Genomic DNA, 20,156 nt, shown 5'->3' with positions numbered 1-20,156 from the left:
TAAATAATTGAGTTTTGAATGGTTTGCTTATCGCGAAATTGAAAACGGAATCTTCATAGAAACAATAATGTTTCGTCCCGCTTCTGGAAGTTCGATAAGTCGGTAAAAGCTGGTGTGATTTAAATATCTTGTATTAAATAAATTTTGGATCTGAATATTGAGGCTGATATCCTGTTTTCCTGTTTTAATTTTTGAGCCAAAAGCCACATTAAAAACATGACTTTCAGCCGTTTTTTTCTCTGGCGGAACAATATTGTTTTGCTGCGCCGTAAAACGATAATCAACAGAAAAATAGGGTTCTTTTAAAAATGAGATTTGTGGTTCGTAATTCAATCCGAACAAAACCGAAGGCGGTGGCGAAAACGGAATTGTATAGCCTTTTTTACTTCCTGATTTTTGTTCAGAATAAAGATATTCGGCACCAATTTCTGCACTTAAAGATTTTAGGAAATAATATCTTGTTTGAAATTCTGCGCCATAGCGAAAGACTTTACTCTGCTCATATTCAAAAACCTGATTTCCTGCGCCATAATAAATATCATGAGCTGAGGTTGGATTGAGATAAATGAAATTCGGAAAATAGTTCACAAACGGAGTCAGTTGAAAAGAGAAGTTTTGCTGATTCCATTCCACACCTAAATCCAATTGATACGAACGTTCTGCATCCAGATTCGGATTTCCTTTTTCGAATCTGAAATAATGATAATTTACACCATTTGAAGCCAATTCTTTGGCAATCGGCATTCTAAAACTAGAACCCAAATTGGCTTTTAGCGAAAGCTTTCCAGGATTATAATTTGCACCAATCGACCATGTAAAACTGTCAAAGGTTTTGGTCAAATCTTGAGAACGCTGTAAATATTCCAATTCCGTCTGATTGTTCTCCGAAACGGGACTTTGAAACCAATCGTAATATGATTTCATTTTAATTTTTCCGTAATCGTAACGAACAGCGCCGTTTAAAAACCATTTTTCATTCAGTTCAATTTTATCGTAAGCAAATAAGCCAGCGTTAAATTGCGTGAAAGATGGAATCAAAAAACTCCATCCGCCAATTTCATTTTGCTGAAAAATTACATTCGAACCAACCGTAATTTGATGATTTTGAATTCTGAATTCATCTTTAGCAGAAAAAGACCAAACATCTTTATCATATTGCCGTTCCAAATCTTGAGGAGCGTACATGTCTTCAGGATAAATTGGTGGCATATAACCGTGATTGACATAATGGCTATATTCTCTTCTAAAGTTATTCTGAAAACCAATCTGAGTTTCAAAAGCATGATTTCCCAACTGAAAAGAAGTCGTATTACTCACCTTTAAATGATTGACTTGCTGATACGGCATCAAAATATCACGGCTCGATTTGTCGTGTAATTCCAGATCTACATTTCGAGGTTCGAGTCCGTGCGCATTCGCGAAAAATCCGCTTTTGGTATGCACGTTACTGAAATAGAAAACCGATTTAAAACGTTCTCCAGAATATCCTGTACTCAAATGAAAATCGAGTTCTTTCCCAGCCGTATTTCGCAAATGATTTTTGTATAGCGGAACGGCATAACTATACACATGAACCACATCGGTCGGAACGCGATAATCGCCGTAATCCATTGTGGTAACTCGAGAATCAAAGAACCAGTTTTTGTTTCTTCCAAATAAATTAATCGAACTTCCAAATTGCGCATTGTTGCTTTTTCCGATAAGATCAACGCTTCCGCCAAAAGTGTTTTGCAACGGAAGAGGCAAAGGTTTAATGTTTATCGCGCCGCCCACAGCATCAGATCCATAAATAAATGAAGAAGGGCCTTTTATGATTTCTACCCGATTTACAGCATATTGATCGATTTCCAAACCGTGATCTGCGCCCCATTGCTGTCCTTCGTGTTTCAAGCCGTTTTCAACCACAATAACCTGATTGAAACTCAAACCACGAATAAGCGGTTTAGAACCTCCAGAACCAATCGAAATAGTTTTAACGCCAGGCAATTTCTGCAAAGACTGCATCAAACTTCCGCCAAGATTGCGCTGAATAAAACTATTGTTTACTGTTTCAACATTCAGCGATTCTTCTTTTTTGCTTTTTTGAGCAGTATTATTGCTGATTAAAACTTCGTCAAGTTCTTCAGTTTCTGGTTTCTTTTCTGAAGGCTGATTTTGAGAAACAACTTCCGCCGTAATTAATAAACTGATGAGTAAAAAACAAAATCTCCAATACATGGATAGGGCATTCTTCATTAATCTAATCTTATAAAATTTTAATACTTAAACCTTTCAGTGTTTGCCAGCCTTCTTTATCCGTCAAGCGAATCATAAAATGGTAATCTCCAGGATCAACATCTGCAGGAATAGTGATTTGTGCTGTTGCTTCGTAAGTTTTCACACCATTTGGAATGGTATAATTATTTATAAAAAGCATTGGTTTTACAGGACTTTTTACAGCTTCCATTTCACAAGTTGTCACTTCTGTACTATGCGTATGATGATCGAAATTGTGGTGAATGTCTAAGTTGTAAGAACCCAAAGCGACATTATCATTAAAAGTGGCTTTGAAAGTGAAAGTTTTTCCGCGTTCGATCGTGCTGCATTGAATAGGAAAAGCATTTGCTCCAGTGATATCAATTACGGGATATTCGCTGTCGATTTCGGCTTTATCGCTGGAGCAGGATGAAATAAAAGTAAAAGCCAAAATGCCCATTAAAAGTTTTAATTTTTTCATATTTTTTGATTTATAATGGTTAAGTTTTTCTTCACTTCTAGCTTGCTTCCGTTTTGATCGTTTACTATAATGATGAAGTCGTATTTCCCTGCTACAGCATCTTCTGGAATATCAAAATGTTTGTGAACTGTTGCGTTTTTTGCGCCCGCATATTGTGTCCAAGTAATTTCGTGCGACCAGACTTCCGAGTATGTTTCAGTGTTTTTCTGTACAATTTTTACTTGTACATTTTCGATTTTATCAGCAGCAGTTACTTCTGCATTAAAATGGAAATCTGCGCCAATAGTTGCTGTTTCGCTGTTGCTAAGACCCAGCTCGATTTTGTCAATAGTTGGAATTGCCTGTTTTTCTTCTGAATCGTCATTGCTGCAGCTTGTAAAAGCCATTGCGGCAAAGAGCGAAACCAGAATAAGTTTTGTTGTTTTCATTTTTTCTGATTTGATTTTGATCATTTTTATAAGGGATATTTGGGTTACAAAAGAGTTTCAAATGCTTTTAAGCTTTTTTAGCTAAAGACATTAGGTTAAGATTTTTTCTTTAAGGTTTTCTTTGATTTAGCTCTCGCAAAGTCGCGAAGACGCAAAGAAAATTGTCCTAAACTCTGCGTCTTCGCGACTTTGCGGGAACAAACAAATGCTTAAAACAGTACAGCCGTAACTAAAACCGGAATTAGGATTTAGTTCGAATGTGTTAATCGATAAAAAGTTGGTTTTTTTTGTGCGGAAAGAGCGGAAAACAATAATGATATCAATGGCAATATCAATACTTGTTTAATTGCTTAAATGAATGAAATCGCTATTTAATGATTCAAGATTTTGAAATCATTAAAACAAGTAAATAGCCGAATTGCCAAAGCAAAACAGAGCACAAAAAATATTAAAGTGTAAAAGGTGGGGCTCGAAGTGAGAAAAGAGCGCCCTTAAAAAATGTAAAATGCGGTTTGCTGTAAAAGTTAATATGTTTTACAGCAGGATTATTCTTGAAAAACTGAAAAATATTAATCTCAAATGTGCCAACCGCGCTGAATTTAAAATCACAAATCGAACATTTATGAAATGAATGCAGTTTGGCTTTGAATTGTGGTTTTTCGGAAACAGAAAACTCTAATTTCTCTTTTGACGAATGAGTATCCAAAATATGCTCATACGAATGGATAGCCGGAAAAAGTATTGCGAACAATACAATCAAAGGCATTAAGAGATTTATAAATTTAAGTTTCTTTTTCATTCGTGAAGATTAACTTCTAGATGAGGTTTTTTATGCTGTTTAATGCAATAGTGTTGCAAATATAGAAATCTTATTTTTAAATGCAATATTGTTGCGATAATTGTTTGCGAAAAATCAATGCTTTTGTTAATTTTATCAAATCTTATATTCCTTAAAAATGAAAATTTTCTACAGCTTTCTTTGTTTTTTTATGTTTATCTCTAATATTTTTTCTCAATCAAAAGAAATGCAGGTTTATCTTTTGGATAAAGGTGTTTCAGAATCATTGGCTAATTATCGAAAACAGGAAATCTCAGAGGTGACTTATGGACTTTCATTTGAGATTCCAAATAAAAAAGAAGAACAAATTAAAGCCGGTTTGGTTTTAGAAGTAACGTTGCTAAATCATCCATATCGTTATATTTATTTAGATTTTAAAGAGAAAACGGAAAACATAAAAGCAATTGAAGTCAATGGAAAAAAGGTTCCAATTGTACACGAAAACGGCCATATTGTGATTGATTCTGCGGCCTTAGTTTCAGGAAAAAATACTGTTTCAGTTTCATTTATTGCAGGTAATTTATCATTAAACAGAAATGACGATTTTCTATACACTTTGTTAGTTCCAGATCGAGCAAGCACTTTATTTCCTTGTTTTGATCAGCCAAATTTGAAAGCGACTTATAAACTGAGTCTTTCTGTGCCAAAAGATTGGTCGGTTTTGGCTGGAGCCAATGTTGTGGGGAAACTTGAAAAAGGTGATTTTACGTCTTATACTTTTGGAGAATCAGACAAAATGAGCACCTATTTATTTTCTTTTGTAGCCGGAAAATTCAAAAGCGCGACACAAAAACCAGGTTTAGAAATGACGATGCTGTATCGTGAAAATAGTCCGGAGAAATTTCGCGTAAGCGCTGATACTATTTTCAATTTGCATCAACAATCTTTGGATTTCTTAGAAAAATATACCGATCGTAAATTTCCGTTTCAGAAGTTGGATTTTGCTTCAATTCCTGTTTTTCAGTATGGCGGAATGGAGCATGTAGGAGCAATTCAATACAGAGAATCAACTTTGTTTTTGGACAATAGCGCAACCGACAGTGAAAAATTAAACCGTGCAAAACTCATCGCACACGAAACCTCACACATGTGGTTTGGCGATTTGGTAACTATGAAATGGTTTGATGACGTTTGGATGAAAGAGGTTTTTGCCAACTTCATGGCCGATAAAATCATGAATCCGATTTTTCCAAAAGTCAATCATAATCTGCAGTTTTTTACGGCGCATTATCCTAGCGCTTTCGCGGAAGACCGATCTTTAGGAACACATCCAATCAAACAGCATTTGGCGAATTTGAAAGATGCAGGTTCGCTTTACGGTGCTATTATTTATAACAAAGCTCCCATTATGATGCGTCAGTTAGAAGCTTCGATGGGTAAGGAAGCGTTCCAGAAAGGAATTCAAAAATACATTCAGAAATACGCCAACGACAATGCCGATTGGAATAATCTCGTGGAACTTCTCGATGCTGAAACTCCGCTTGATATGAAAAAATGGAGCGATGTCTGGGTTAACAAATCGGGGAGAGCGATTTTTACGGATCAAATAGAATATGATGCTAAAAACCGAATTAAAAGCTTTCAAATTCAGCAACAAGCCGAGGATAAATCAGAGAATATCTGGCCTCAGGTTTTTCAGATTGGTTTAGTTTATGCCAAAGAGGTAAAAGTTTTATCAGTCAATATTAATGACAAAAATACCGCTGTAAAAGAAGCTGTTGGACTTGAAAAACCGCTCGCCATTGTTTACAATTATAATGGTTTTGGATATGGAGTTTTTCCGCTTGACGGAAATAATTTAAATTATATTGCTGATTTAAAAGATGAAATGGCGAGAGCTTCTAGTTATAGTAATATTTATGAAAATACTTTGATTGGCAATGTTTCGCCAGAAAAAGCTTTGGATTGTTTTTTAAAGGGAATTCAAACAGAACAAAACGAATTGGTTTTAAGAATGGCGGCGGGAAGTTTAAATACGATTTATTGGAGATTATTGACGGAGAAACAACAAAGTAAAGTTCAGAAACAGCTTGAAGGTGTCTTGTACGAGCGTTTGCAGGCTAATTTATCGTCTAATATTAAAAAGACATTATTCGGATTATTTAGTTCGATTGCCTATTCTGATTCGGCAAAAGCCAGTTTGTATAAAGTTTGGAACAGAGAAATCTCGATTCCGAACTTGAAGCTAAACGAAGACGATTATACCAATATGGCTATGAATCTGGCGATTTTCAAACATCCAAAAGCCGATGAAATCTTGGAGAAAACTCGAGCATCTTTTACAAATCCGGATAAGCAAAAGCGTTTTGAATTCTTGCTTCCTTCTTTATCAAAAGATGAATCGGTTCGGAATGCTTTTATTGAATCTTTAAAAGACGATGCAAATCGCGAAAAAGAATCTTGGGTTTCGGTTGGTTTGGCAAATGTAAATCATCCGCTTCGTCAGGAAAGTGCTCAGAAATATATTAGATTTTCATTAGATTTGGTTGACGAAATTCAGCGTACGGGAGATATTTTCTTTCCGAAAGACTGGCTGGACAATACTGTTGGAAAATATTCGTCGAAATATGCTTTTGATGAAGTACAGCGATTCTTAAAAGAAAACCCTAATTTTAGTCCGATCTTGAAACGCAAATTGTTTCAGGCGACAGATTTGCTTTATAAAGCACAAAATATTAAAAAAGAAACCGAATGAAAATCGAATCGGAAATAGAAAAAGTCTCCAGTTTTCAGCATCTCGAAATGCTGGCGAATCAGATTGTGGAAGGTTTTATATCGGGAATGCACAAGAGTCCGTTTCATGGATTTTCGGCCGAATTTGCTGAGCATAAAGTCTACAACGCTGGAGAAAGCACCAAACATATCGACTGGAAATTGTTTGCCAAAACCGATCGTTTGTACACGAAACGTTTTGAGGAAGAAACCAATTTACGCTGTCATTTGATTGTCGATAATTCGTCATCGATGCATTATCCGGAATTGAAATCGAATCAGCCTTTTTACGAAAAGAAGATTGGTTTTGCCGTTTTGGCTTCGGCGGTTTTAATGAATATTTTAAAGAAACAGCGCGATGCAGTTGGTTTGAGCGTTTTCTCGGATAAATACGAATATTACGCTCCAGAGAAAGGAAGCGATCGTCACCATAGAATGCTTTTGAATAAACTGGAAGAATTATTGGTTCAACCAAAAGTCAAAAAAACGACTGATACGATTACCTATTTGCATCAGATCGCGGAGAAAATGCACCGCCGTTCGATGATAATTTTGTTTACCGATATGTTTCAGACCGAAGATGATGAAAAGCTATTCAACGCTTTACAGCATCTTAAACATAATAAACACAAAGTAGTTTTGTTTCATGTAGTTGATAATGAAACCGAATTGAAGTTTGATTTTGATAACACGCCAAGAAAGTTTATTGACTTAGAATCAGGAGAAGAGGTTTCGATTTTTGCTGATAATGTAAAAGAGCAATATGAAAAGAGGGTTGAAGCCTATTTTAAAAACTTGGCTTTAACCTGTGCGAAGAACCAAATTAAGTACGTTCCGGTAAATGTGGGCGATAATTTTGAAAAAATATTGACTACATATTTGGTTGAAAAACAAAACTTTGGATAATATTTTAAAAAATAATTTCATTTTTTTTATAAAAACACTTGCAGAAACGAAATTCTGTTATATCTTTGCAACCGCAATAACGCAGAGGTTTGGTAGTTCAGTTGGTTAGAATACATGCCTGTCACGCATGGGGTCGCGGGTTCGAGTCCCGTCCAGACCGCAATATTGGGAAAAGCCTTTCTGTTTAGAAAGGCTTTTTTGCCCAAAAACGGTATCTAAGATTAGTTGTGTTGTTTTGCTACGACTTTGTAACTCGTAGCTGGTTTAGTAGTTAGACCAATGAAAAGCTTTCCACTTTTGTGGATGGCTTTTTTGATTTAAAACCTTTTGTAAAAGGCAAATTCCAATTCCTAAATACTCGTTGAAAATTCCAAATTCCAAAATTGGATTGTGAAGATTTAAACGCAAAGAGCGCTAAGATTTACGCAAAGTTCACAAAGATATTTTTTAAAGAATGCAAAGTCGCAAAGCTTAGAATTGATTAAGCTTTGCGATTTTTTTTTTGCTTGATTCTGATTTCAACGAACAGTTTGTTATTTCGACGAAGGAGACTCGAGCGATAGCGAATTGGCAAAGCAAATCTTCGCAAGTAACTCTATAAAGATTGTCCATCGTGTATTAAGACATAACCCGTGGTTTCAAACGCGGGAGCACAATGTGTATAAATACGTTTCCTATGTTTAGTAAAAATTAAAAAAAACTTTGCGCTCTTTGCGTAGACCTTTGCGCTCTTTGCGGTTAAAAAGAAAGAAACTTCTTCTTTTTTGCTTTTAAAGTGAATTTTTAAAACATTGGAATTTAATCGATTAAAAATTTCTTGAAATTTTATTTGAAAAAACGCTTGCAGAAACGAAATTCTGTTGTATTTTTGCACTCGCAATAACGCAGGGTTTGGTAGTTCAGTTGGTTAGAATACATGCCTGTCACGCATGGGGTCGCGGGTTCGAGTCCCGTCCAGACCGCCTAAGTTGTTAAAAGCCTTTCTTAACGGAAAGGCTTTTTTTTTTGGTTTAACCGTAAAGGTCGCAAGGTTTCTTTCTTAAGATCATGTTTATAAACGCAAAGTTCGCAAAGCTTTGTGGAAACAGCTTTGCGAATTTTTATAAATCTTGCTTTAAAAAAAAACTTTGCTCCCGATAGCTATCGGGATAGCGCTCTTTGCGTTTAAATCTACAATCCAATTTTCTTCTTATCTTTAATATCACAAAAAGTGCTATATTAAACATCAATGGAACATTCTGGTCAGAAACTCGATAAATACTACATTAGGAAAGTAGATGCTGATAAAAAAAGCATTTACTGCCACCACGATTTAATGGGTGAATTATTTATTCCGCCACATAGGCATGTTAAAGCACAATTGCTTTATGCTGAAGGTGATGTTGTTTTTGTGACTACAGAAACCAAGACGTATTTTTTGCCAGCTAGACATTTTATTTGGATTCCGAGTGGAGTGGAGCATAGCATCGAGCCGAAATCGGAAAGTGTGACAATGCGAAATCTGTATTTTCCTGTTGAAAAAGAGGAAGATGACTTTTATAAAGTAGAAGGAATTTATCCCGTTAATAACTTATTGTTGCAAATGATGCTTTTTACCAATCGATGGAATGGTGATCTTAAAAAAGGAACTCCAAACTTTGCCATTGCGAAAGCGATAAAAGCGATTCTTCCACAAATATGCACCAATAATCTTCCTTTAGAATTGCCACAACCAAAAGACAAACGACTTGGAAAGATTCTTCGTTATATTGAAAATAACCTCGGAGAAACGATTCTCTTTGCCGATGTAGCTCACGAATTTGGTTTCAGCGAACGCTCTTTGTATCGCTTGTTTCAAAAAGATCTTGGCATGTCGTTTATTCAATATTATACTATTAGAAGAATCCTCAAAGCAATCGAACTTTTATTAGAAAGAAAACTTTCAGTAAAAGAGGTAGCCGAAGAAGTTGGTTACAATAGTGTGCCGACTTTCAGCAACACATTCTTCAAAATTTTAGGCCAAAGACCTTCCGATTACTTAAACGGCGAGGAGATTTTAGAAAGTAAATAGGTTTTATTTCACACAGATTTTAATAGATTTTAGCTGATTTTTACTTTAATTCATTAATGATCTGCTTGATCTGCCAAATCTGCGAGAGAAATCAAAAAATAATCACAATCAAAATCTATTTTGTAATAAATTGTTTTTCAATATTTTAATATAACGTTTTCGAAAAACACGACTTTAACATTTGTCCGAAATGAATATGTTGTTGGCTTTTTAGAATTATCAGTCACGAGAAAAATGAAGGAACTTTGCAGCATCAAATATTAATGTATTCATGTTCCTTAAAACAACAAATTCTACAGACGATTGTTTTCCCAGAATCCTGCTGTTATTCTTAATTGTATTAGCATTCAATGGCTTACAAGCGCAGGAAGTTCATACTGTTTCATTGCAAGAAGCTTTGAAGCTGGCTAAAGAAAACAACAAAAAAATCCTTAGATCTCAATTGGAGGTCACGCTCTCAGAGCAGAATATCAAAGAAAGAAAAGAACTCCGACTGCCAGACGTACAGTTAAACGGTATGTATTCTCGAATTACGAATATTACCGAATTTAAAGGAAGCGGGTTTTTAAAAGACAAAGAAGTTACACCGGCAATTCCTGAAATTTATGAGGTCAATTCGACTTTTAAAATGCCAATTTATGCCGGAAATAAGATCAATAATGCCATTAAAATTGCCAATCAGGAAAGCGAAATAGCTAAAATAAAATCGGAAAAAACAGAAAATGATATTGAACTAGAAGTTGTCGCGAACTATCTGGCAATTTATAAAATGATGGAACTTCAGAAAATATTCGAAGAAAACATCAAAGAAGAAAAAAGCCGATTGAAAGAAGTACAATCGCTTCAAAAACATGGAACGGTTACGAAAAACGAAGTTATTCGTGCCGAATTGCAGCTTTCAGATCGCGAATTGAATGCGTTAACTAACTCCAAAAACATTAAAATCGCACTTCACGATCTGAAAACGCTGATCCAGATTCCGGAAAACGAAGAAATTGCGATTGATACAACGTCGAGTTTGGACGAAATGAATGGTTTGGATCCGTATGATTTTTATATGAATAAAGCTTTACAAAACGAAGAAATGCGTATTGCTAGTCAGGAGCTGAATATCAGTAAAACCGAACTCAAAATGGTAAAAGGAAATTATTTGCCAAGTGTTCATTTCTTTGGGAATTACGGTTTTTATTATCCAAACTATAAATTCTTTCCGCCAAATCCGTATTTGTACACTTTAGGGCAGGTTGGTATTGAAGCCACTTTTGATCTTTCGTCTTTATATAAAAATAAAACCAAAATGGAGCAGGCGAGCACCAAGATCAAATGGCAGGAAATGCAGAATGAAATTGTAAAAGAGGAAATTCAAGATAAGCTTTATAAAGAGCATACGCAGTATCAGGAAATTCTTGAAAAGTTTGTTGTTGTGGACAAAGCACTAGATTTGGCTGACGAAAATTACCGCATTGTAAAGCTGAAATATTTAAATCAACTGGTTTTAATTACCGAAATGGTTGACGCAGATAATGCTTTGCTTCAAGCGAAATACAATAAAATTTCCACGCGATTAGATGCGGTTTTAAAACATTACGAATTGCTTCATACGGCAGGAATGCTTCCGCAGAGCTAGATGGTGAGAGATTAGGCTAAAGCCTTAGAAGAAAGATTAAAGAAGAAAGATTTTTAGAAAAGAACTAAGTTAAAGAGATATGGTTAAGATAAAAAATGAAACTAGAAGAAATAAAACGTTTCATATACTAATAACAATTATTGCGTGTGTGCTTGTTATAAGCGGTGTTATTTTAGGAATTTGGTTTTATGTGTTCAACAGAAATCACGAAGAAACCAATGACGCGCAAGTCGAACAATATGTAACGCCAATTATGTCGCGTATTACGGGTTATGTGCAGGAAGTTCGTTTTAACGAAAATCAGTTTGTGCATAAAGGAGATACTTTGGTTGTGATTGACAATCGCGAATACAAATCAAAATTGAATGTGGCTCTTGCCGATGTTCAAAACGCACAGCAAAACAGCGTTGTGGCGCAGAAAAATGCTATAAATACGGCAAGTGCGACAGCGATTAACGAAGCGCAATTAGAAGCTGCAAAATCGAATCTTTGGAAAACTAAATTAGAATACGAAAGATACAAAGCTTTGGTAAGCGAAGAAGCGGCAACTTCTCAGCAATTAGAGAAAGTAAAAGCAGATTACGAATCGGCTCAGGCACATTTTCAGGAAATGAAAAATAGAATTCATTCGTCTGCTTTAAGTACTTCTGTTGCCGAAGCAAATGTTCCAACAACGCAGACCAATATTGCTTCAAAACAAGCTGTTGCAGATAATGCTGCATTATTTCTTTCGTACACCATAATTACAGCGCCTTATGACGGTTGGGTTGGAAAACGAACTTTACAGCCAGGACAATTGGTAAAAGAAGGTCAGTCTTTATTATCAATTGTAAGTAAAGAAAAATGGATTACGGCCAATTTTAAAGAAACGCAATTGCAATATTTAACCGTTGGGCAAGATGTTGAAATAAAAGCCGACGCTTTGAGCGATAAAACTTTTGTTGGTACAATTGCCTCTTTATCACCAGCGAGCGGGGCAAGATTTTCATTGCTTCCTCCAGATAATGCAACGGGTAACTTCGTAAAAATCGAACAAAGAATTCCGGTTAGAATTCAGTTGAAAGACAGCGACAAACAAGCCGACTTTTTAAGAGCGGGAATGAATATTACTGTGATCGCAGCACACTAAAATGGAAGATAAAAGTATTTTTAAATCATGGGTTCCAAAATGGGCAATCATTACGATTTTGTTTGTTTGTCTCTTGCATTCCATGATTTTATTGGGAGTTTATACGTCAAACGTAACGTATGCGGCGAGTTTTCTGGACATTGAGCCTGAAGATTTGCAGTACGCGATGTGCGTAACGTATGGAACTCTGCTGGCTACAATTCTTATAGAAAGCCGATTTTCGAGTTTTTTCCCTGCCAAAAATTACCTCATGGGCGTTTATTCCTTAATTGGAGTTACGATTGTGACGTCGGGTTATGTCGATAATTTTGCGGTCTTTTTATTGCTGAGAGTTGCCGAAGGAATCTTAATGGCGCTTCCTGCCATTACCATCAGACAATTGCTTATTGAGCAGTTTGATTCTAAAAATGCCATCATAATTGGATTTTCTTTTTATTATGGTTCTCTACTGCTGTCAACGCCTTTTATTATGAATATTGCGGTTTGGTTTCTGGATCATTATGACTGGAAATACATGCTGTATGTTTCGGGCGGACTGCAGGTTTTAAATGTCTTTTTAATCTTGGTTACTTTTCGTGGGCACCGAACAACAAAGAAAATCCCGTTGTATCAAATCGACTGGATGAGCTATTTTTTGGTTTTAACAGCTATTCTTTGCGGTGCCTACTTTTTTGTGTATGCCGAGAAAAAATATTGGTTCGAATCTTCTCAAATGGTTTTAATGCTTATTACGGCACTTATTACAGGAGGTTTGTTCATCTTCAAAGAGCTTTTGGTTAAAAGGCCTACTTTTAATTTTGAAGTTTTTAAATATGCCAATCTGAGAATTGGGTTTTTATTGTTTTTCCTGTTTTACATCAGCAGAGCAACGCTGAGTCTTTGCCATTCGGCGATGTATTCGATTTGGAATTGGGATCCGTCTCGAGTTGCGGGCGTGCAATACATTAACGGACTCGGAAATATTATCGGATTGGTTTTGGCGGCTTTTTTCTTGATGAAATCGCTTTCAACCAAAATCATTTTTCTGATTGGCTTTTCGCTAATTGCGTTGTATCACTTTTGGTTTACGTTTCTTTTTGTGCCCGATGTGGCCTTGTCAGATATTATTGTTCCGTACTTTTTGCAGGGCATCGGAGTTGGATTGTTATTTGTTCCGTTGATTCTCTTTACCACTTCTTCGGTTCCTGCAAATATGGCGGTTTCTTCTGGAATTGTGGGCGTTTCGGGACGTTTCTGGGGTAGTACGATTGGTTTTTGCGTCATGCAGAATGCAACTGTATTTTTAAACAAAAAGCACTTTATGAAACTAAGTCAGTTTGTGACTGGTGAAAATCCAGAAGCACAGCAAAACATTGCAAACGCTACACAGAGTTTTATTGCCAAAGGATATTCGGCAGATAATGCGAATGTTTTAGCTATGAAAAAGATTTTCGGAAGCATTGCCAAGCAATCGACTTTACTAGCAGATATGGAGATTTATACCATTGTAGGTTATGGTTTATTGGTTTTGATTATTCTTATTGCTTGTAATCAGCATTTGAGACAGACGATGACTTTGGTGAAAAGCAAGATTTGGATTGGGTAAAAATTTTGTTTCAGGTTTAATGTTTCAGGTTCTTTGTGCAAAGTTTGTCATCCTGAGGAACGAAGGATCACACGCGGGATTCTGCAAAGATTGCCAACTTGCTTTAGGGAATTACTTTGTGGAGCTTCTAGTGTGATCCTTCGTTCCTCAGGATGACAAACAGTAACTTGAAAAACTCTGCGAATCTCTGTGTAATAACCGCTTTATTGTCCTAACTTGCATCCGTTAAAACAACAAAACAAATATATGAGCCAGCAATGTGTAATTTTTGATATGGACGGTGTGATTTCTCATACAAATCCGCATCATGTGATCGCTTTTGAAAAGTTTTTCGATAAATATAATATTCCGTACACGCGAGAAGAATTTGAAGAACATATGTACGGAAAACACAATAGTTATATCATGACGCATTTCTTCAAACGTCCGATTGCGGGAGAAGAATTGATCAGACTTGAAGACGAAAAAGAAGGAATGTTTCGTGAGATTTACAAAGACAAAGTCGAAACGATTCCGCATTATATAGATTTTTTAAACGAATTAAAATCTCGTGGTTTCAAAACAGCTGTTGCCACATCTGCGCCGCGTGCGAATTTGGATTTGATTGCAAACGCTTTGAAACTAGACGAAAAAATGGATTCGATGATGTCATCAGAAGATGTTACATTTCATAAACCAAATCCTGAAGTTTATCTAAAATCGGCAGAAAGAGTGGGAGTTTCTCCTTCTGACTGTGTGGTTTTCGAAGATTCTTTTTCGGGTATTACAGCAGGATTAAATGCCGGAATGAAAGTCGTAGGCGTTTTGAGCACGCATACCAAAGAACAGCTTCCGCCATGCGATTTTTATATTAATGATTATAGTGAAGTGAATGTGGATAAGATCCTTGAGATTTTAGGTAAAAAGTAATTTGTAAAAAGTAAACTTTGCGCCTCTGCGACTTTGCGAGATTAATTTTTAAAGTATATAATTTTTGTACTTATAAATCTCTCGCAAAGTCACGAAGGCGCAAAGTTTTTTAATACTTCTCCTTCAAAAAAGCCATCCAGCCTTTTTCAAATTCCTCTTGCGTTACGTTCAATGTTTTTTGGATATTGCCGAAAGACGCAATCAGTTTGGGCAGAATATCTTTTCCCCATTTTTGAGTCATATATTCGATTATCGTGTAGCCAATGTTGTAAATCTGATTACCGTGATTAAGATCTTCTAAAGTCAGATTTTTGCTTTTGGCGTATTTTACGCTTAGCGAATTAACTTCTCCTGCTTCAAAAATACTAATCGATTCCCAAAGCCAGCGCGGATATTCGGCTTTAAACTTTTTATCAAATTCCCTTTCAAAAGTCATTCGGTCTTGTGTGATGATGATGTCTTTTGCTTTGTGGATTAATATGTTCAGCTGAACGCAATGCGTAAATTCGTGTAAAGCGGTTTTTAACGGATCGTCTGGAAAAATAGAATTAAACCAATTCGTCCATACAAAATGAAATTCGTTTGGGCCACGACTTGTGCCTTTTGTGTTTTCTGTTAAACCCGTGGCTTCATTAAACTTAAATTGCGAACCGTAAACAAAAACCTTTATCGGGTCATGATCTATATCTTTTAGATTTTCTCTTATTCTAGAATAATTTTCCTCGAGATGCTTGTTGACTTTTTTGGCTTCGCTTTTATAAATTCCGTTATAGGAAACAATAAAATGCTCCGATTTAAGAGTTTTGGTTTCGTGCTGAACGGTAAAGCTTCGAACCGTTCTCGTAAAGTAAAAAACAGCAATAATTGCTAATAGAATAACTAATAATCTGTATTTTCTCATGTGTTCTAATTGTTTTTTTGAGATTTAAAAACAAGTGAAATTTTGAGAATTAGGTTTTTGGTTTTTTAAAAGTAAGAATATTTAAAAACTAAAGCGCAAAATAATTAAAGAAATTTCTGAATTTATAATCTTTTGAGGTTTTTAATCTCGCAATCCTGATAGTTATCGGGAGCAGAAGCGCAAAGTTTTTTTTAGCCACTCCCGATAGCTATCGGGATATTAAGATTAAAAGGATTTTTTACGCACCGTAAACCCATCGTATTGTCATTTCGAGGAACGAGAAATCTTCGCAGTAACTCTGCAAAGTTTTTTCCGCATTGTAACCATAAAGTATTGTCATTTCGAGGAACGAGAAATCTCCACAAGTAGCTCCGCAACGAAAAGCTGATCTTTGTCGAGTTTCTTGCGAAGATTTGCTTCGCCAGTTCGCTATCGCTCGTGTCTCGTTCCTCGAAATGACAAACTAGACGGATATACTTATGGAATAAGAAGGTTAAATGAATTGCCTCCTGCTTTAGCTGGAGGTTTTTTATGTTTAAAGAGGAAATGGCTTTAGCCGAAAATTGATTTCTATAAGAAAAAAATAATTAGAGTTGAACGCATATATGGGTTCAAATGAAATTAAGTTCGAATGATTTTTGCAATATTTTAAATCTAAAATGATGAATGCAAAAAACCTTTCGAAAGAAACAGAAAAAAGACTCTTAGATTTTTTTAATAATGTTATTGATGCTAAAGATTTGGCAAAAGCAATTCGGCAATTAAATTATGCAATTGCATTAGTTGTTATGAAAGATGATGAAAGAGGATATGTTTATGCCCAAAGAGAAAACCTAGAAAAAGGTTTTTATTGGCTGAATGAATTAGCCGAAATTTTGCATCCTTATCTGGAAGTTGAATAAGAGAAAATAACGTTTTAAAAATATCTTCATTTCGACGAAAGGAGAAACCAAAAGCAAAACCGACAAAAATTCCAGAGTGATTTCCGCAATTTTTTCATAGTTTGACAACCTGTTGGTGATGTTGAAAAGCTCCTTTCGTCAAGTGGATGATATTGAGTTTCTTATTTAAGGGAATAACAAATTCCAAATAATTCTTTTGATTTTAAAAGTTGTTATAAATGATTTTAATTAATTGAAAAATCTTACTTTTAAATAATGTTAATATAAAAAGAGTTTTAAGATATGATAAAAGTTTATATTGATTGGAATGTTATGTCTGGAATGAAAAATGGAAACTTTTCGGAGCTTAAAGAAATTTTTAAGGATAAGAACAAATTTAGCTTGATGTATTCTACATCTCATATTGGAGATATTTTAGCAAGTAATAGAGATGATCAAGCACAACAAGAAATAATACAGCAAGATTTGGATTTTATAACTAATCTTACTGATAATTTGTGCTTAGCTAATAGTGGAAAAGAGGTGTACTTTGATTATTTAGATCCAAGGGAGCTGTTTGAAAATCAGATGGAAAGTAATAAGCTTACGGATGATTTGAGTATAGATAATTTATTTGATTTTAAGAATAATGATGAATCATTAAATGAAATTTTAGAATCAAATAAAGAGTTGTTAAAAAACACTAGTCTGGATCCTGCATTTAAAGCTATTTATGATACACCTGAGGGAGCGGAATTTATGAATAAATTGTTCCCTGGACTAGAGAATGATTTATCAATGGATGGATTTTTTAAAAGCTTCGGTTTGATGCTTAAAAATTTGAATGAAAAAGAAGGACTGAAAGATTTAAGAGCAATTGTTCAAAATGTTGGAGTTAATAGTTCGCATTTTAACCCAGATAAAAATCCTTTCGACCTTATTGAAGGTGCATATAAGAAAAATGGATTTGTTGATTTTAGAAATAATTATATAGAAAAAGGTAAAAATGCCCCTCTATGGTTTGATGAAATAACAAATGAATATATACTACTTGATTTACATGGGTTTAATTCTGATAAAATAAAGGTTAACGATAAAGAAAAAAATACATTTAGGAATACAACGGAGGACGCTTCACACAGTGCTTTTGCAACTTTAAGCGATTTTTATATTACAAACGATGTAAAAAACCTAAAAAAAACAAAAGCTGTATATGAAAAATTAGAAATTTTAACAAAGGTCTTAAAGCCAGATGAGTTTTTAGAATATTTTAAAACTTATTTAGATTTCAATAGTATTTTAGATCATTTTGATAGTATTTCAATCGCATTCAAAAAACGTGATTTATTTCGTATGGAATTTAATGATGAAAAATTGACTTCATTAACACAATTTTCAAACTATTACTTTTTTAATTTTTTTAATAAGATAATTTTAAGTTTTAATATAATTGATAAAAATAGAGGAGGTTTCATTTTGTGTAAAGAATTGCCATCGAAACATTTTCAAATTGATTTCGTTGATGTAGAAAAGCTTGTTAAAATTTTTGTAGAAAATTACGGTGTTGATAATAATGGGAAGGGCTATTTAAGAAAAGAAGAGTTTGTTGAAGGAAATTGGGCAGGAAGATGTTGGTTATTAGAATCAAATTATATAAAAATTACTCAAGCAAATTACTTTTTTCAATTGTATTTTTATCCTTTAGAAAAAGGATAGGAAAATTTCGTTTTTGTTAACTGAAAAAAAACAAAATGCACCAAAAACAAAAAAGCTTCTGAAAATCTATCCAGAAGCTTTTTTTAGTGCGGATAATAGGACTCGAACCTACACGCCTTGCGGCACCAGATCCTAAGTCTGGCACGTCTACCAATTTCGCCATATCCGCGGTAATTGTGGGTGCAAAGATAGGCATACTTTTGAATTATCAAAGCATTTTTTGAAAATTTTTTTTAATTCTCTTTTTTGTACTTTTGGGTTTCTATAAAAATAATTTAAATGGAAAATATTAAGTCCTACGTTCAACAACATAAAGATCGGTTTATCAACGAATTGATCGAATTATTAAAGATTCCGTCGGTTTCTGCCGACACTGCATATTCTCAAGATGTTATTGACACAGCAGAGGCTGTAAAAGAAAGTTTATCAAAAGCAGGGTGCGATTATGTCGAAACTTGCGACACTCCAGGTTACCCAATTATCTACGGAGAGAAAATTATAGATCCAAATCTTCCAACGGTTTTAGTTTACGGCCACTACGACGTACAACCGCCAGATCCATTAGAATTATGGACTTCACCACCTTTTGAACCGGTTATTAAAACTACAGATATTCACCCAGAAGGCGCAATCTTCGCGCGTGGAGCGTGTGACGACAAAGGTCAGATGTACATGCACGTAAAAGCGCTTGAATTAATGGTGCAAAGCAATACGTTGCCTTGTAACGTAAAATTCATGATCGAAGGTGAAGAAGAAGTAGGTTCTGCAAGTTTGGCTTGGTTCGTAGAACGCAATCAGGAAAAACTGAAAAACGACGTCATCTTGATTTCAGATACAGGAATGATTTCGAACCAACAGCCGTCTATCACGACAGGTTTAAGAGGTTTGAGTTATGTTGAAGTAGAAGTTACAGGTCCAAACCGCGATTTGCATTCAGGTTTATACGGTGGAGCTGTAGCGAACCCAATTAATATTCTGGCAAAAATGATTGCTTCGCTTCACGACGAAAACAATCATATTACCATTCCAGGTTTCTACGATAAAGTAGAAGAATTATCTGCAGAAGAAAGAGCAGAAATGGCAAAAGCGCCTTTCAGCTTAGAAAAATATAAAAATGCTTTAAACATCGAAGATGTTTACGGTGAAAAAGGATATGTAACCAACGAAAGAAATTCAATCCGTCCGACATTAGACGTAAACGGAATTTGGGGTGGTTACACAGGAGAAGGTGCTAAAACGGTTATTGCGAGTAAAGCTTTCGCTAAAATCTCGATGCGTTTGGTTCCAAACCAAGAATGGGAAGAAATTACAGAATTGTTCACAAAACATTTTACAAGTATTGCTCCGGCTGGAGTTACAGTAAAAGTAACGCCTCACCACGGTGGTCAAGGTTATGTAACGCCAATTGACAGCATCGGATATCAGGCAGCAAATAAAGCGTATACAGAAACGTTTGGAGTTCCTGCAATTCCAGTTCGTTCTGGAGGAAGTATTCCGATTGTGGCTTTGTTTGAAAAAGAATTAAAAAGCAAAACCATCTTAATGGGATTTGGTTTGGATAGCGATGCTATTCACTCGCCAAATGAACATTTCGGAATTTTTAATTACTTGAAAGGGATTGAGACTATTCCTTTGTTTTACAAGTATTTTGTTGAGCTATCTAAATAAGTTTTTTAACCGCAAAGAGCGCGAAGAATTACGCAAAGTTCGCTAAGTTTTTTTTAAACAAGATTGTAAAAGTTCGCAAAGCTATATAAA

Annotated in this window: 15 protein-coding genes and 3 tRNA genes; 12 read left to right on the top strand and 6 right to left on the bottom strand. The window is 35.1% G+C overall.

The window, feature by feature from the left end; translation table 11 throughout:
* Positions 1–27 precede the first annotated feature (27 nt).
* The 4 genes from DM397_RS01455 to DM397_RS01440 all read right to left on the bottom strand — a co-directional run bounded on the left by DM397_RS01455 (position 28) and on the right by DM397_RS01440 (position 3,943).
* Positions 28–2,235: a TonB-dependent receptor gene (locus DM397_RS01455; protein ID WP_239457766.1), complete on the bottom strand. Its 2,208-nt coding sequence runs from the start codon at positions 2,233–2,235 to the stop codon at positions 28–30.
* 10 nt (positions 2,236–2,245) lie between these two features.
* The gene (locus tag DM397_RS01450; protein ID WP_111375855.1) at positions 2,246–2,716 is read right to left on the bottom strand and encodes a DUF4625 domain-containing protein; all 471 of its coding nucleotides are present in this window, start codon (positions 2,714–2,716) and stop codon (positions 2,246–2,248) included.
* Positions 2,713–3,144: a DUF4625 domain-containing protein gene (locus tag DM397_RS01445; protein WP_162615449.1), complete on the bottom strand. Its 432-nt coding sequence runs from the start codon at positions 3,142–3,144 to the stop codon at positions 2,713–2,715. Before DM397_RS01445 ends, DM397_RS01450 begins: the two co-directional genes overlap by 4 nt.
* A gap of 448 nt (positions 3,145–3,592) precedes the next feature.
* Positions 3,593–3,943, bottom strand: coding sequence for a hypothetical protein (locus DM397_RS01440; protein WP_111375853.1), 351 nt, complete (start codon positions 3,941–3,943; stop codon positions 3,593–3,595).
* A 157-nt stretch (positions 3,944–4,100) separates the two neighbouring features.
* Between DM397_RS01440 and DM397_RS01435 the strand changes: the two genes are divergently transcribed.
* From DM397_RS01435 to DM397_RS01390, 9 genes are all read left to right on the top strand, one after another.
* Positions 4,101–6,677, top strand: a complete 2,577-nt coding sequence (locus DM397_RS01435) for a M1 family aminopeptidase (RefSeq protein ID WP_111375852.1) — start codon at positions 4,101–4,103, stop codon at positions 6,675–6,677.
* Positions 6,674–7,600 (top strand): DUF58 domain-containing protein, encoded by a 927-nt coding sequence (locus DM397_RS01430; protein WP_111375851.1) that lies wholly within the window; start codon positions 6,674–6,676, stop codon positions 7,598–7,600. The genes DM397_RS01435 and DM397_RS01430 overlap by 4 nt, the downstream gene beginning before the upstream one ends.
* Positions 7,601–7,686: 86 nt before the next feature.
* Positions 7,687–7,760 (top strand) — tRNA-Asp (locus DM397_RS01425).
* Between the two features lie 728 nt (positions 7,761–8,488).
* Positions 8,489–8,562 (top strand) — tRNA-Asp (locus DM397_RS01415).
* Between the two features lie 266 nt (positions 8,563–8,828).
* Positions 8,829–9,650, top strand: a complete 822-nt coding sequence (locus DM397_RS01410) for an AraC family transcriptional regulator (RefSeq protein WP_111375849.1) — start codon at positions 8,829–8,831, stop codon at positions 9,648–9,650.
* 271 nt (positions 9,651–9,921) lie between these two features.
* Positions 9,922–11,277, top strand: coding sequence for a TolC family protein (locus DM397_RS01405; protein ID WP_111375848.1), 1,356 nt, complete (start codon positions 9,922–9,924; stop codon positions 11,275–11,277).
* A 79-nt stretch (positions 11,278–11,356) separates the two neighbouring features.
* Entirely contained in the window at positions 11,357–12,406 is a 1,050-nt protein-coding gene (locus DM397_RS01400; RefSeq protein ID WP_073408093.1) for an HlyD family secretion protein, read from the top strand.
* Between the two features lies 1 nt (position 12,407).
* A complete protein-coding gene (locus DM397_RS01395; RefSeq protein ID WP_111375847.1) occupies positions 12,408–13,991 on the top strand; it encodes an MFS transporter in 1,584 nt (527 codons plus the stop codon).
* A gap of 246 nt (positions 13,992–14,237) precedes the next feature.
* Positions 14,238–14,900 carry an HAD family hydrolase gene (locus tag DM397_RS01390; RefSeq protein ID WP_111375846.1) on the top strand — a complete coding sequence of 221 codons (663 nt, stop codon included), beginning with the start codon at positions 14,238–14,240 and terminating at the stop codon, positions 14,898–14,900.
* Positions 14,901–15,009: 109 nt separating this feature from the next.
* On the opposite strand, the gene DM397_RS01385 is transcribed toward DM397_RS01390, so the two are convergent.
* Positions 15,010–15,801: a hypothetical protein gene (locus tag DM397_RS01385; RefSeq protein ID WP_111375845.1), complete on the bottom strand. Its 792-nt coding sequence runs from the start codon at positions 15,799–15,801 to the stop codon at positions 15,010–15,012.
* A gap of 659 nt (positions 15,802–16,460) precedes the next feature.
* Between DM397_RS01385 and DM397_RS01380 the strand changes: the two genes are divergently transcribed.
* Together DM397_RS01380 and DM397_RS01375 are read left to right on the top strand one after the other, a co-directional pair.
* Positions 16,461–16,703: a hypothetical protein gene (locus tag DM397_RS01380; protein WP_394364553.1), complete on the top strand. Its 243-nt coding sequence runs from the start codon at positions 16,461–16,463 to the stop codon at positions 16,701–16,703.
* A 282-nt stretch (positions 16,704–16,985) separates the two neighbouring features.
* Positions 16,986–18,398: a hypothetical protein gene (locus tag DM397_RS01375; RefSeq protein WP_111375843.1), complete on the top strand. Its 1,413-nt coding sequence runs from the start codon at positions 16,986–16,988 to the stop codon at positions 18,396–18,398.
* Positions 18,399–18,485: 87 nt separating this feature from the next.
* On the opposite strand, the gene DM397_RS01370 is transcribed toward DM397_RS01375, so the two are convergent.
* Positions 18,486–18,567: transfer RNA gene (locus DM397_RS01370), tRNA-Leu, on the bottom strand.
* Positions 18,568–18,677: 110 nt separating this feature from the next.
* Here DM397_RS01370 and DM397_RS01365 point away from each other — a divergent pair.
* Positions 18,678–20,066, top strand: coding sequence for a dipeptidase (locus DM397_RS01365; RefSeq protein ID WP_073408088.1), 1,389 nt, complete (start codon positions 18,678–18,680; stop codon positions 20,064–20,066).
* Positions 20,067–20,156: the final 90 nt, after the last annotated feature.

This window comes from Flavobacterium nitrogenifigens (genome assembly GCF_003254565.1).
GTDB classification, from domain to species: domain Bacteria; phylum Bacteroidota; class Bacteroidia; order Flavobacteriales; family Flavobacteriaceae; genus Flavobacterium; species Flavobacterium nitrogenifigens.
Note: the sequence above shows the minus strand (reverse complement) of the source record. Positions and strands in the feature narration are given on the sequence as shown.

What these genes read in the sequence shown, in the direction of transcription:
- DM397_RS01445 (WP_162615449.1), bottom strand. Translation starts at nt 3,144, where the DNA reads ATGAAAACAACAAAACTTATTCTGGTTTCGCTCTTTGCCGCAATGGCT.
- DM397_RS01450 (WP_111375855.1), bottom strand. Translation starts at nt 2,716, where the DNA reads ATGAAAAAATTAAAACTTTTAATGGGCATTTTGGCTTTTACTTTTATT.
- DM397_RS01400 (WP_073408093.1), top strand. Translation starts at nt 11,357, where the DNA reads ATGGTTAAGATAAAAAATGAAACTAGAAGAAATAAAACGTTTCATATA.
- DM397_RS01365 (WP_073408088.1), top strand. Translation starts at nt 18,678, where the DNA reads ATGGAAAATATTAAGTCCTACGTTCAACAACATAAAGATCGGTTTATC.
- DM397_RS01380 (WP_394364553.1), top strand. Translation starts at nt 16,461, where the DNA reads ATGATGAATGCAAAAAACCTTTCGAAAGAAACAGAAAAAAGACTCTTA.
- DM397_RS01395 (WP_111375847.1), top strand. Translation starts at nt 12,408, where the DNA reads ATGGAAGATAAAAGTATTTTTAAATCATGGGTTCCAAAATGGGCAATC.
- DM397_RS01440 (WP_111375853.1), bottom strand. Translation starts at nt 3,943, where the DNA reads ATGAAAAAGAAACTTAAATTTATAAATCTCTTAATGCCTTTGATTGTA.
- DM397_RS01375 (WP_111375843.1), top strand. Translation starts at nt 16,986, where the DNA reads ATGATAAAAGTTTATATTGATTGGAATGTTATGTCTGGAATGAAAAAT.
- DM397_RS01410 (WP_111375849.1), top strand. Translation starts at nt 8,829, where the DNA reads ATGGAACATTCTGGTCAGAAACTCGATAAATACTACATTAGGAAAGTA.
- DM397_RS01390 (WP_111375846.1), top strand. Translation starts at nt 14,238, where the DNA reads ATGAGCCAGCAATGTGTAATTTTTGATATGGACGGTGTGATTTCTCAT.
- DM397_RS01430 (WP_111375851.1), top strand. Translation starts at nt 6,674, where the DNA reads ATGAAAATCGAATCGGAAATAGAAAAAGTCTCCAGTTTTCAGCATCTC.
- DM397_RS01385 (WP_111375845.1), bottom strand. Translation starts at nt 15,801, where the DNA reads ATGAGAAAATACAGATTATTAGTTATTCTATTAGCAATTATTGCTGTT.
- DM397_RS01455 (WP_239457766.1), bottom strand. Translation starts at nt 2,235, where the DNA reads ATGAAGAATGCCCTATCCATGTATTGGAGATTTTGTTTTTTACTCATC.
- DM397_RS01405 (WP_111375848.1), top strand. Translation starts at nt 9,922, where the DNA reads ATGTTCCTTAAAACAACAAATTCTACAGACGATTGTTTTCCCAGAATC.
- DM397_RS01435 (WP_111375852.1), top strand. Translation starts at nt 4,101, where the DNA reads ATGAAAATTTTCTACAGCTTTCTTTGTTTTTTTATGTTTATCTCTAAT.